General features: G+C 67.2%; 13 protein-coding genes. 7 read left to right on the forward strand and 6 right to left on the reverse strand.

The genetic code is table 11. From position 1 onward, the window contains the following. Both AR540_RS15330 and AR540_RS15335 read left to right on the forward strand, forming a co-directional pair. A partial coding sequence (locus AR540_RS15330; protein WP_059230076.1) for a nucleobase:cation symporter-2 family protein occupies positions 1-1357 on the forward strand: 1357 nt, incomplete at its 5' end. A 121-nt stretch (positions 1358-1478) separates the two neighbouring features. Continuing rightward, positions 1479-1679: a hypothetical protein gene (locus AR540_RS15335; RefSeq protein ID WP_059230077.1), complete on the forward strand. Its 201-nt coding sequence runs from the start codon at positions 1479-1481 to the stop codon at positions 1677-1679. Between the two features lie 135 nt (positions 1680-1814). Here the strand turns inward: AR540_RS15335 and AR540_RS15340 are convergent, their stop codons facing one another. Further along, on the reverse strand, positions 1815-2351 hold the full coding sequence (locus tag AR540_RS15340; protein WP_059230078.1) for a DUF523 domain-containing protein: 537 nt from the start codon (positions 2349-2351) through the stop codon (positions 1815-1817). A gap of 32 nt (positions 2352-2383) precedes the next feature. Continuing rightward, positions 2384-3016, reverse strand: a complete 633-nt coding sequence (locus AR540_RS15345; RefSeq protein ID WP_059230079.1) for a 2OG-Fe(II) oxygenase — start codon at positions 3014-3016, stop codon at positions 2384-2386. Positions 3017-3195: 179 nt separating this feature from the next. Here AR540_RS15345 and AR540_RS15350 point away from each other — a divergent pair, with 179 nt between their 5' ends. Next, positions 3196-3933 carry a DUF2059 domain-containing protein gene (locus AR540_RS15350; protein WP_059230080.1) on the forward strand — a complete coding sequence of 246 codons (738 nt, stop codon included), beginning with the start codon at positions 3196-3198 and terminating at the stop codon, positions 3931-3933. A gap of 6 nt (positions 3934-3939) precedes the next feature. On the opposite strand, the gene AR540_RS15355 is transcribed toward AR540_RS15350, so the two are convergent. Further along, the gene (locus tag AR540_RS15355; RefSeq protein ID WP_059230081.1) at positions 3940-4878 is read right to left on the reverse strand and encodes an alpha/beta hydrolase; all 939 of its coding nucleotides are present in this window, start codon (positions 4876-4878) and stop codon (positions 3940-3942) included. A 184-nt stretch (positions 4879-5062) separates the two neighbouring features. On the opposite strand from AR540_RS15355, the gene AR540_RS15360 reads away from it, so the two are divergent. Genes AR540_RS15360 through AR540_RS15375 form a run of 4 tightly spaced genes read left to right on the forward strand, consistent with a single transcriptional unit; the run spans position 5063 to position 9802 of the window. Then, positions 5063-5533, forward strand: a complete 471-nt coding sequence (locus AR540_RS15360) for a MarR family transcriptional regulator (protein ID WP_059230082.1) — start codon at positions 5063-5065, stop codon at positions 5531-5533. 3 nt (positions 5534-5536) lie between these two features. Continuing rightward, positions 5537-6991 carry an efflux transporter outer membrane subunit gene (locus AR540_RS15365; RefSeq protein ID WP_059230083.1) on the forward strand — a complete coding sequence of 485 codons (1455 nt, stop codon included), beginning with the start codon at positions 5537-5539 and terminating at the stop codon, positions 6989-6991. Positions 6992-7007: 16 nt separating this feature from the next. After that, positions 7008-8222, forward strand: coding sequence for an efflux RND transporter periplasmic adaptor subunit (locus AR540_RS15370; protein ID WP_059230084.1), 1215 nt, complete (start codon positions 7008-7010; stop codon positions 8220-8222). Positions 8223-8275: 53 nt separating this feature from the next. Continuing rightward, the gene (locus tag AR540_RS15375; RefSeq protein WP_059230085.1) at positions 8276-9802 is read left to right on the forward strand and encodes a DHA2 family efflux MFS transporter permease subunit; all 1527 of its coding nucleotides are present in this window, start codon (positions 8276-8278) and stop codon (positions 9800-9802) included. Between the two features lie 8 nt (positions 9803-9810). Here AR540_RS15375 and AR540_RS15380 read toward each other — a convergent pair whose 3' ends face one another. The 3 genes from AR540_RS15380 to AR540_RS15390 all read right to left on the reverse strand — a co-directional run bounded on the left by AR540_RS15380 (position 9811) and on the right by AR540_RS15390 (position 12070). Beyond that, positions 9811-10185, reverse strand: a complete 375-nt coding sequence (locus AR540_RS15380) for a c-type cytochrome (protein WP_059230086.1) — start codon at positions 10183-10185, stop codon at positions 9811-9813. Further along, positions 10182-10994 carry a bifunctional DNA-formamidopyrimidine glycosylase/DNA-(apurinic or apyrimidinic site) lyase gene (mutM, locus tag AR540_RS15385; RefSeq protein WP_059230087.1) on the reverse strand — a complete coding sequence of 271 codons (813 nt, stop codon included), beginning with the start codon at positions 10992-10994 and terminating at the stop codon, positions 10182-10184. The genes AR540_RS15380 and mutM overlap by 4 nt, the downstream gene beginning before the upstream one ends. A gap of 251 nt (positions 10995-11245) precedes the next feature. Then, on the reverse strand, positions 11246-12070 hold the full coding sequence (locus AR540_RS15390) for an HDOD domain-containing protein (protein ID WP_153014264.1): 825 nt from the start codon (positions 12068-12070) through the stop codon (positions 11246-11248). Positions 12071-12204 lie beyond the last annotated feature (134 nt).

The following is a 12204-nucleotide window of genomic DNA, read 5'->3' on the forward strand; positions in this document are numbered from 1 at the left end:
GCCCCAGTCCCCACGCCCCGAACTGCTCTACGGCCCCGCCGATCGGCCGCGCCCGCTGATCGCCCTGCTGGCCGCCATCCAGCACCTGCTGGCGATCATCGTGCCCATCGTCACCCCCGGCCTGCTGATCTGCCAGGCCTTGGGCGTCGCACCACACGACACCAACCTGATCGTCTCCATGTCGCTGGTGATCTCCGGCATCGCCACCTTCGTCCAGTGTCGCCGCTTCGGCCCCTTCGGCGCCGGACTGCTGATCGTCCAGGGCACCAGCTTCAACTTCGTCGGCCCGCTGATCGCCGGCGGCGCGCTGATGGTGAAGAACGGCACCCCGGTGGAAGCCGTGATGGCCGCCATCTTCGGCGTGGTCATGGCCGGTTCCTTCGTCGAGATGGGGGTGTCGCGGGTACTGCCCTTCGTCAAAAGACTCATCACGCCGCTGGTGACCGGCATCGTGGTGCTGATGATCGGCCTGACGCTGATCAAGGTCGGCCTGATCAGCATGGGTGGCGGCTTCGCCGCCCTGGGCAACGGCACCTTCGCCAACGGCGAGAACCTGCTGCTGTCGGGTACGGTGCTGGCGACCATCGTGGTGCTCAATCGTCTCCCGCTGCGCGGGCTGCGCAGCAGCGCCATCGTCGTCGCCCTGCTGCTGGGCTATGCCCTGGCCGCCTGGCTGGGCCGGCTGGACTTCACCGGCATGCACGAAGCGGCCTGGGTGCAGATCCCCACGCCCCTGCATTTCGGCCTGGGCTTTTCCTGGTCGCTGTTCGTGCCCCTGCTGGTGATCTACCTGGTGACCTCCCTGGAGGCCATTGGCGACATCACCGCCACCAGCAAGGTCTCCCGCGAACCGGTGGAAGGCCCGCTGTGGATGCAGCGGATCAAGGGTGGGGTGTTGGTCAACGGCGCCAATTCGCTGCTGGCCGGGCTGTTCAATACCTTTCCCAGCTCGGTGTTCGCGCAGAACAACGGGGTGATCCAGCTGACCGGCATCGCCAGCCGTCATGTCGGCCTGTGGATCGCCGTCATCCTGGTGCTGCTGGGACTGTTCCCGGCAGTGGCCGGAGTGATCCAGGCGGTGCCCGAGCCGGTGCTCGGCGGCGCGGCCATGGTGATGTTCGGCGCGGTGGCCGCTTCGGGCATCAACATCCTCGCCGGCGTCGAACTGGATCGCCGCGCGCTGCTGATCATCGCGGTATCCCTGGCCCTGGGCCTGGGCGTCTCCCAGGTGCCGGAGTTCCTCACCCATCTGCCCGCCGGCCTGCGCGCGGTGCTGGAGTCGGGCGTCGCCACCGGTGGCCTCTGTGCCCTGCTGCTGAACTGGTTCCTGCCGGAAACCCCAAGAGCCTCTGAATAGACAACTTTTTCATCCCGGCGCTGAAGTTCCAACAGGAGGTGCCGATAGCTTGGGCAAGTCACCTGTGGACTCGCCCACGCGCGTCGTTTCGCGCGTCGACGCTCCACCCAGCAGAGCGCCCATGATCAGCCCGGATGTTCCTGTCGTTAAGGTCCCGCTGCGCGAATATGCGGCCCTGGCGCGCGCCATGGGCGCCACGGTCTTCGCGCAGAACCTTGAGAAGCAGCCCGGCGAACTGGTGGGTTGGCGCTTTCCCAAGGGCTGCTTCGTGCAGAAGGCGCACTTCCAGCGCTTGCTGGGGCGCCAGCCGGACACCCTCTAGTGTGGTGTTGCAGAAGTTAACTACACAATTTTGGCGGCGCTCTTTTGGCTTAGGCGTCGTTGCCACTCCTCGCCATAGCCCTGCCATGACTCGTCGCGGCGCCTAGCCCAGTCGGAACGCCGAACCGCCCAAAAATCACTCGCCCATTCTTGCGCGAACGTCTGAAACACCACACTGGTAGACGTCGGCTTCCAGCTCCACCAGCGCCCGCTGCGCGGCGGCCAGCTCGGTCTCGTTGAATACCCTGACACCCGCGCGTTTCAGCGCTGCCGCGGTGACGCCCTCACCCGCGACCCGGGTACCGCTGAAACTGCCATCGTAGTTTTCCAGGTTGCCGCAGGACGGACTGCGCGCCTTGAGCACCGCCAGGCGGATGCCGTGACGCGCGATGAGTTCGAGCGCGGCCTCGGCCCCGGCGACGAAAGCCGCGGTGACGTCCTCACCGGCATCGGTCAGTACCGGCAGCTGGCCATCCAACACGGCGCCACCCTGGCCGCCGGGGATCTCCGCCGGCGGGCGCGGCGTGGGCAGGCCACCCGCCACCTCCGGACAGAGAGGTACGATGCGGCCTTCGGCCTGCCAGAGGCCCAGCAGATCGAAGGGGCCGTGGGCACCGCCGTCATAGCGCACCCGGTGCCCCAGCAGGCAGCGACTCACCAGAATCTTTTCCATGCGTCCTCCACGAGCAGAAGCCCCGGTATGCCTCAGCCCTGCAACGGGTTGTCGCCACGGCGGCGGAACCAGCCGGTGAGCGACAATCGCTCGCGGGTGGCGGGCAGCACCTCATGGGGTAGTTGGCCGGACAGGAAGCACACCAGACTGCCGCCGAGGGGCAACACGTCCTGGTGACGCCGTTCGTCCAGGTAAAGACGCAGCTCGCCACCCTGCTCCGGCAGCCAGGCGCCATTGAGATAGAGCACCAGGGAGACCATGCGCCGGTCATCGTCGCGAAAGCGATCCAGATGACGGGCATAGCAGGCGCCCGGCGGGTAGAGCGCGAAATGGCTCTCGTAATCCTCGAGACCGAGGAACAGCGTGCGATTGAAGGCCTCGCGCAGGGTGTCCATGAGTTGCAGATAGCGCTGCACGCCTGGATGGGCGTCGTCCGGCTCCAGCCAGGCGATGTGATCGCCACGCACCCCTTCGCGGATCAGCGGACTCTCGCCGCGGCCGATGCCAGCGCGTTCCAGCTCACCCCGTGCATGGCGTAGCCGGCATTCGGCGGCCAGTTCGGCGGTCAGCTCCAGGGGCAGGAAGATGCTCTGCCGTGACCAGCCATGTTCGGCGAGATCGTCGACGATACGTTGCAGCAGGGGATGCTCGGGGTGCAGCGCCATCGGGAAAACCGTAGGAGACCGGACGCAGCCGGCGGGATGTCGAGTGTAAGAGAAGTCGGCCACGGCTGCGCGCCTGCCTTGACCAGGCGACGAATGCCCGGGGCGAGCGCCTCGACAGTCAGCCTGGGGTTGCCGACAATGGCGAACTTTCCGGCTCTGCGCCGCTGTTCGAGGTGTCCATGCGCGTTCTGTTCGCTTCCCTGCTTTTCGCCGTCGCCCTGCCGACCTTCGCCGACGACACGGTCAGCCTCTACCAGGCCGCGGGCTGGCCCGAGCAGCGCGGACACTTCCGCGACGCCCTGCAGGCCGCCCAGCAGCGCTACCAGAACAGCCTGCCGCCGGCGCTCTACCAGAGCCTGGTGGACAACAGCAACAAACGCTACACCGCCGCGGCCATCGACCAGCGCGCCCTCGCCGCCCTGCGCCAGAACCTGCCGGCCGAAGGGCCCGCGCTGCAGTTCTTCCAGTCGCCGGTGGGCCAGAAGGTAGTGGCCGCGGAAATCGCCGCCACCCGCAGCGACCAGTTGGCCAAGAACGCCAATGGCGTCCCCCAGATGCAGGCCAGCCCGGCACGCCGGGCCCTGGCCAAGCGCCTGGCCACTGCCCTGCCGGTGCGTGAGGCCGGCGCCGAAGTGAGCGTGGCCCTGGCAGGCCTCGCGGCCGACAGCCTGAGTTCGATGCTGCCGGGCCTGCTGGGCCAGCAGCAATCCGGCGGGATGATCGAGCAGCAACGCCAGAGATTCATCCAGCAGATGAACGCCGGCGACCTGGAGAACACCCTGCTCTATGTCTATCGCACCCTGAACGACAACGAACTCGGCCAGTTCGCCGACTTCGCCGGTTCGCCCAACGGCACGGCCTACTACCGGGCGGCGGTGGCCGCCCTGCGTGCCGGCCTGGGCGGCGGCGGTCAGTAGGACAACTCAGGCGAGACGCTCGTCCAGCCAGCGGAAATAGCGCTGGCGCAGCGCCTCGGTCTCGTTGACCAGATGGTGCCGCGCCTCGGGCAGGCGTAGCACCTCGGGGCGGGCGAACTTGGCCTCCAGTATCCCCAGGTTGTGCCGCCAGTCGACGGTGAAATCCTGCTCGCCCTGGATCACCAGGGGCGTGCGGCGACTGGCTGGCGCCGCTTCCAGCTGGGGAATCCAGCGCGCGAGGGCGCCGACCCACTGGGCAGGCAGCTCCCGGGGTTGCAGGCCATCGCGCTGCAGGAAGTCGAGAAAGGCCGGGTCGCCGGAATTCACCGAGAAGCGCCGTGGCAGCGCGCGTACGAAAGGCTTGACCAGACGATAGGTCCAGAGCCCCTGCCGCCAGGCATGGGGACGCACCAGGGGCGCCAGGAGCACCGTCTCCCCCACCTCGGGCGCCGGATCGCCGCGCAGCAGATAGTCCAGCAGGATGGCGCCACCGGTGCTCTGGCCGAGCAGATGCCAGGGCCGCGGCAGGTCCAGGCGACGCGCCTCGGCGATCAGCGCCGCCAAGGCGCTCTGGTATTCGGCGAAGTCATTGATGCTGGCGCGCGCCCCACTCGACAGCCCATGGCCGGGCAGGTCGCAGGCCAGTACCGCCAGTTGGCGTGACAGCGCCCAATCCACCACGTGGCCATAGAGCCCCATGTGGTCGTAGTAGCCATGCAGCATCAGCACGCTGCCTCGCGGCGCGGAAGGCCGCCAGCCCTGCACCGCCAACTGGTAGTCACCCGCGGCCAGGCTGCCCAGGGCCACCGTCACCTCCGGTCGTACCAGGCTGTCGGCGAGCCGGTAATGGCGGCGGTAGCCCTGGTGCTCGGCATCGGGCGGCAGATCGAAGCGCAATGGCACCAAGGCCTGGCGCAGCCGGTCTAGATCGAAGGAAGCGGTCATCACAGCGGATCGTTCAGGCAAGGGCCGACCATGATCGGTGGCCGGGACGGGCGACGACAAGCCCCGGCGACAACCATTACCAATTGTTTCATTAATCGTAAGACAGTTGCCCGCAATGATGACTGAATATTTCACTGCCTAGGCAGTATTCTGGAACCGCTTGATTGCCTGGGCAGATACTGCAATGTCACATTTCGACCGTAGCAACTTTCCCCTGCGCTACTCCGTAGGCCATCTCATCCACCTGGCGAACCAGTACAAGGATCGCCTGCTGGACAGTCACCTCGCGCCGTACGACATCACCGCCGCCCAGTTCAAGGTGTTGCTGCTACTCGCCCGCGACCTGACCGATACCCCGGCCGAACTCAGCCGCTGCCTGTCCCTCGACAGCGGCGCCATGACCCGCATGCTCGATCGCCTCGAAGCCAAGGACCTGCTGCGCCGGGTGCGCAGCCTGAGCGATCGCCGCCAGGTGCGCCTGGAGCTGACCGACCAGGGCAAGGCGCTGAGCAGCGAACTCATGCAGATCGGCGTGGATGCCCTCAATGACCTCACCCAATGCCTGGACCGCCAGGAGCTGGATGAACTGGAACGCCTGCTGCACCGGCTGCTCGGCCCCTCCGGCCTGTTGCCCGAGCCCACTGGAGACCTCTGAACCATGACCTTCCGCCTGCCGTTGACCGCCCTCTGCACCGCCCTGCTGCTGGCAGGCTGCGTGTCGTCCGCGGGTCTGAATCCCCAGGGGCACGCCGTGGACCCGGCGACCCTCAAGGGTGAGGCCACCTTCGCCAGCGACCGTCTCTCGCCTGCCCAGTGGCCGAGCGCCGACTGGTGGACCCGGCTGGGCGATCCGCAACTGGACAACCTGATCCGCGAGGCCCTGCGCGACAGTCCGTCGCTGCAGGAAGCCGACGCCCGCAGCCGCCAGGCCGACGCCGCGGTGCTGGCCGCCGATGCCGATCGCTATCCGCAACTCGACGCCAATGGCGGCGTGACTCGCTCGCGCCTGGCGCGCCCGGACGACCCCTCGGGCCAGGGCGACCGCTACAGCACCTTGCGCCAGCTGGACCTCAGCGGCAGCTATAGCTTCGACCTCTGGGGTGGCCAGCGCGCCGCCTGGGAAGCGGCCCTTGGCCGGGCTCGCGCCGGCGAAGTGGATCGCCAGGCCGCCCGCCTGACCCTGGCCGCCAACGTCAGCCGCGCCTATAACCAGCTCGGCCTCGCCTATGCCAACCTGGACGTGGCCCAGCAGGACCTGGACCGCACCCGCGGCATGCTCGACCTGGCCCAGCGCCGGGTGGACGCCGGCCTCGACAGCGACTACCAGCTGCAGCAAACCCAGAGCCTGGAAGCCAGCGCGGCGGCTTCGCACACGGCCGCCGAGCAACAGGTACGCAGTGCCCAGATCCGTCTCGCCGTGCTGCTGGGCAAGGGGCCCGATCGCGGCGCCGAAATCCCGCGACCCAGGCTGATCGCCCCCACCGCGGTGAATCTGCCGGCCCAGCTGCCCGCCGAACTGGTCGGGCGTCGTCCGGATCTGATCGCCGCCCGCTGGCGCGTGGAGGCCGCGCGCAAGGACATCGCCGCGAGCAAGACCAACTTCTATCCCAACCTGAACCTGACGGTGGCCGCCGGCAGCAAGGCCATCCTCGGCGATGCCCTGTTCGGCGCCCCGGCGCGCTTCTTCAACGTCGGTCCGGCGCTGTCGCTGCCGATCTTCGACGGCGGTCGCCGCCGCGCCGATCTGGCCAGTCGGGATGCCGACTACGACCTGGCCGTGGCCCAGTACAACCAGACCCTGGTGCAGGCACTGGGCGACATCGCCGATGCCATCACCCGCCAGCGCTCGCTGGACCAGCAGCTGGTCGACCAGCAGCGGGCAAGAGACATCGCCAAGAGCTCCTTCGACATCGCCATGCAGCGCTATGGCGCCGGCATCGGCAACTACCTCGACGCCCTGACCGTCGAGCAGCAATTGCTGCAGGCCGACCGCCAGCTCGCCAGCCTCCAGGCCGACCGCATCGACAGCGGTGTGCTGCTGATGCAGGCCCTGGGTGGCGGCTTCCAACCGTCCAAACTGCCGCCGGCGCCCGCCGCCGCGGCCACTCACTGATACCGAGGTCGCGATCATGGCCGATTCTGCCGCAACCCCCCAAGACAACGCCCAGGAGCAGAAGCCGCAGCGCTCCGGCAAACGCAAACTCTTCCTGCTGCTGCTACTGCTGCTGGTGATCCTGGCTGGCGTGGGCGTCTACTGCTACCACCTGTTCTATGGCCGCTTCCACGCCAGCACCGACGATGCCTACGTCAACGGCAACCTGGTGCAGATCACGCCCCAGGTCACCGGCACCGTGACCCGCATCGCCGTGGACGATGGCGACTATGTCAAACAGGGCCAGATGCTGGTGGAGTTCGATCCCAGCGATACGGCGGTCGCCCAGCAGAGCGCCGAGGCCAACCTGGCCAAGACCGTGCGCCAGGTGCGCGGCCTGTACAGCAACGTCGACAGCTACAAGGCCCAGGTCGCCGCCCGCCGCGTCGAGGTGGACCGTGCCCGCGCCGACTATGCCCGGCGCCAGCAACTGGCCAAGGGTGGTGCCATCTCCAAGGAAGAGCTGGCCCACGCCCGCGACACCCTGGTAGCGGCGCAGAGCTCCCTGACCTCCGCCCAGCAGCAACTGGACACCAACCAGGCACTGGTGGACGACACCGAGATCGCCTCGCACCCGGACGTCAAGGCCGCCGCCGCCCAGCTGCGCCAGGCCTATCTCAACCACGCCCGCAGCACCCTGGTGGCGCCGGTCAGCGGCTATGTCGCCAAGCGCTCCGTGCAGGTCGGCAGTCGCGTGCAGCCCGGTGCGGCGCTGATGGCCGTGGTGCCCCTGGACCAGATCTGGATCGACGCCAACTTCAAGGAAACCCAGCTCGCCGAGATGCGCATCGGCCAGCCGGTGGAAATCCACTCCGACCTCTATGGCGACGACGTACGCTATCGCGGCACCGTGGAGAGCCTGGGCGTGGGTACCGGCAGCGCCTTCTCGCTGCTGCCGGCGCAGAACGCCACCGGCAACTGGATCAAGATCGTCCAGCGCCTGCCCGTGCGGATCCGCCTGGAAGGCGACAACCTGGACAAGCACCCGCTGCGTATCGGCCTGTCGACCGTGGTCGACGTCGATCTGCACGACCAGGACGGCGCCCGCCTGCCCACCACCACCACCCCGCAGCAGCCGCGCTACAGCACCGATGTCTACGATCACCAGCTGGCCGATGCCGACCAGCTGATCCAGCAGATCATCCACGTCAACGGTCCGGCGGCGCGTGCTGCCGGCGTCGCCAAGCGCTGAAGCCCTGGAGGCTCGTCGGCGAGCCTCCCCGCCCACCCTTCTGGTAACCCGTCATGAGCGATAACGCCTTTCGCCCGGCGAGCCTGGTGCTCGCCACGGTGGGCCTGTCCCTGGCCACCTTCATGCAGGTGCTCGACACCACCATCGCCAACGTCGCCCTGACCACCATTTCCGGCAACCTCGGGGTGAGCTCGGAACAGGGCACCTGGGTCATCACCGCCTTCGCCGTGAGCAACGCCATCGCCCTGCCACTGACCGGCTGGATGGCACGGCGCTTCGGCGAGGTCAAGCTGTTCATGGCCGCCGTGGTGCTGTTCGTCATCACCTCCTTCCTCTGCGGCATCGCCACCTCCATGCCGGAGCTGGTGATCTTCCGCGCCATGCAGGGCTTCGTCGCCGGTCCGCTCTACCCCATGGCCCAGACCCTGCTATTGGCCATCTTTCCCGCCGCCAAGCGCGGCATGGCCCTGGCGCTGCTGGCCATGGTGACGGTGGTGGCGCCCATCATCGGGCCCATCGCCGGTGGCTGGATCACCGACAACTACAGCTGGCCCTGGATCTTCTTCATCAACATCCCCATCGGCATCTTCGCCACCCTGGTGGTCTGGAGCCAACTGGGCAAGAAGCCGGAAAAACTGGTGAGCCAGCCCATCGACTACGTCGGGTTGATCCTGCTAGTGATCGGTGTCGGCGTGCTGCAGGTGGTGCTGGACAAGGGCAACGACCTGGATTGGTTCGAATCCAACCTGATCTGCCTGGGCGCCGCCCTCTCCGCCGTGGCCCTGACCGCCCTGGTGATCTGGGAGTTGACCGACAAGCACCCCATCGTCAACCTGCGGCTGTTCCGCTATCGCAACTTCAGCTTCGGCACCCTGGCGCTGGTGCTGGGCTATTCGGGCTTCTTCGGCATCAACCTGCTGCTGCCCCAGTGGCTGCAGACCCAGCTCGGCTACACCCCGGTGTGGGCGGGCCTGGCGGCGGCGCCCATCGGTATCCTGCCGGTGATCCTCTCACCGCTGGTGGGCAAGTTCGCGCACAAGACCGACCTGCGGCTGCTGGCCGGGGGCTCCTTCCTGGTGATCGGCGCCTCCTGCTTCATGCGCGCCACCTTCAACAACGAGGTCGACTATCGCCACATCGCCGAGGTGCAGACCTTCATGGGCCTGGGCGTGGCGCTGTTCTTCATGCCCACCACCAGCATCCTGCTGTCCAGCCTCAAGCCCTCGGAACTGGCGGACGGCGGCGGCCTGGCCACCTTCCTGCGGGTCCTGGGCGGCAGCTTCGCCTCCTCCCTGACCACCTGGCTGTGGCAGCGCCGCGCCATCCACCACCATGCCCAGCTGACCGAGGACGTGACCGTCTACAGCCCGGCCACCCAGCACTACCTGGACGCCCTCGGCGGGCCGTCGCAACAGGCCTATGCCCAGCTGGACAAGGTGGTGGAGAGCCAGGCCTACATGCTCTCCACGGTGGATTACTTCACCCTGCTCGGCTGGATATTCATGGGACTGTTCCTGATCATCTGGCTGGCCAAGCCGCCCTTTGCGGCCAAGCCGGGGGCCGGCGGCGGCGACCACTAAGCCGTAATTCAGGGCGCGTGGTGCTGGGTCTCCAGGTAGTCGGTGATGTCGCGCAGGTCGTCGCTGTCGCCGATGCCCCAGAATCTCATCTTGGTGCCCGGCACCTTCGCCTCGGGATCGCGGAGAAAGGCCGCCAGGGCCTCGCGATCCCAGGCGAAGCCGGCGTGGCGCATGGCTTCTGAGTAGTTGTAGCCGGCCAGGCTTCCGGCCTGGCGACCGAAGAGGTCGTTGAGCTGGGGCCCGAAGCCTGACTGGGCACCGGGCCCGACGGAGTGGCAGTTGTGGCAACGCCGCAGGAAGAGATTACGGCCGTTGTCGGCATCGGCCCAGGCCAGCTCTCCGCCCAGCAGCGTCAGCAAAACCACCCCGGCCAGGGTCTTCACCGCTGGCATTTCCGGCAGTAGACGCTGGCCCGCTGGCCGAGACGAATTTCCTGCAGGCCGGTGCCACAGATCTTGCAGAACTCGCCCTTGCGTCCGTAGACGAACAGCTCCTGCTTGAAATAGCCCGGCGCCCCGTCACCGCCGATGAAGTCGCGCAGGGTGGTGCCGCCGCTTTCGATGGAGCGCGCCAGCACCTTCTTGATCTCCTCGGCCAGGCGATCGTAGCGCGCCCGGGAAATGCTACCGGCGGCGCGGCGAGGATCGATACCGGCGGCGAACAGCGCCTCGGCGGCGTAGATGTTGCCCACCCCCACCACCACGGCGTTGTCCATGATGAAGGGCTTGACCGCCATGCTGCGCCCGCGCGACAGCTCGAACAGCCGACCGCCGTCGAAGGCCGCGGTCAGCGGCTCGGGCCCCAGCTTGCTGAGCAGCACATGGGCGTGGGGGTCCTGGGTCCAGAGCAGCGCACCGAAGCGGCGCGGATCGGTGTAGCGCAGCGACAGGCCGGACTCCAGCTCGATGTCGACGTGCTCGTGCTTGGCCGGCGGCTGGTCGGCGGGAACCAGGCGCAGGCTGCCGGACATGCCCAGGTGACCGATCAGGGTGCCGCTCTCGGCGCGGATCAGCAGGTACTTGGCGCGCCGCTCCACGGCCTCGATGCGCTGGCCGGACAGGCGCACGTCGAGATCCTCGGGCACCGGCCAGCGCAGCCGGGCATCGCGGACGATGACCCGGCGCACGCGCTGACCGACGACATGGGGCGCGATGCCGCGGCGGGTGGTTTCGACTTCAGGTAATTCGGGCATGAGGATCCAGGAGGCTTATTCCAGAGATTTGGCTTAAAAGGCGCCGAGCGAAGGTCGGGCAAGGCGCAACGACCAACGGGAGTAACAGTCGAAGGCTGGCCCGAAGGGTGAGCGCCAGCGAATCAAAACAGCGAGGAAGCGGACCGGGCTCGCGCACGAGTTTACAAAGGGTAAATGAGCATTCCGACCGGGCTGGCGAACCAGCTGGTTTTCAACGCCGCCTGGCCGAGCACAGGCCCTTTTAACCAAATCTAGTAATTGATCCGACCGCTGCCCATCTCAAGGATGGTCTCCTTGAGCGACTCGAAGTCGTACTCGGACAACCCGACGTGATCGAGCACCCGCGGGGCGATGGCCTGCCACTCGCGATCCTCGTCCTGGCTGCCCAGGGCGCGATAGCAGCCGCAGACGTGCTCGGCCATCTTCAGCAGCGCCAGCAGATTCTTGATCTGGATGTCGGTGGTCGACTCCTCGTCGAACACCGACTGGGCGTTGTGGTGGTTGGCGATGGCCTGGCCGACGTGTTCCGGCAGGCGCCAGGAGCGCGAGATGAAGTAGCCCACCACGGCATGGTTGGTGTTGTACAGGCGGTTCTCCACATCCACCACCCGCACCTGCTCATTGACGCTGGCGTAGGCCTCTTCCAGCACCGCCATGTAGTTGGGGAAGCGCTTGAGCATCAGCGGAATGCCGCAGTTGTGGAACAGCCCCAGGGCATAGGCCTCGTCCGGGGTCGGATAACCGGTCTTCTTGGCCAGGCTCAGGCAGGTCTCGGCCACGTCCTGGGCGGTGTCCCAGAAGCGGTTGAGGATGACGATGGTCTCGTCAGTGAGTTCGCCCTTGATCGACTGGGCGTTGATCAGGTTGATGACCGACTGGCTGCCCAGCAGGTTGACCGCACGCTGGATGGAGGTGACGCGGTTGCTCAGGCCGAAGTACGGCGAATTGACCAGCTTGAGCAGGGCGCCCGACAGCCCCGGGTCCTGCCCGATCAGGCGGGCGATGACCTTGAGATCGGGGTTCGGCATCATCTGCTCGAGTTGCAGGTCCACCATGATCTGCGGTTGCGGCGGGATGCTGATGCCTTGCAGAGCCAGGCGGATCTGCTCCTCGGTCAGCTGGGGGGAGGCTTGGGACATGGGGGCTACTCTGCGATGGATGTCGCAAATTTACCTCGCAGCGCGGCCGGATGCCATCGGGCGCGACGAAG

Origin of the sequence: Pseudomonas sp. EpS/L25, from assembly GCF_001512295.1 — a bacterium.
Classification (GTDB): Bacteria; Pseudomonadota; Gammaproteobacteria; order Pseudomonadales; family Pseudomonadaceae; genus Chryseomonas.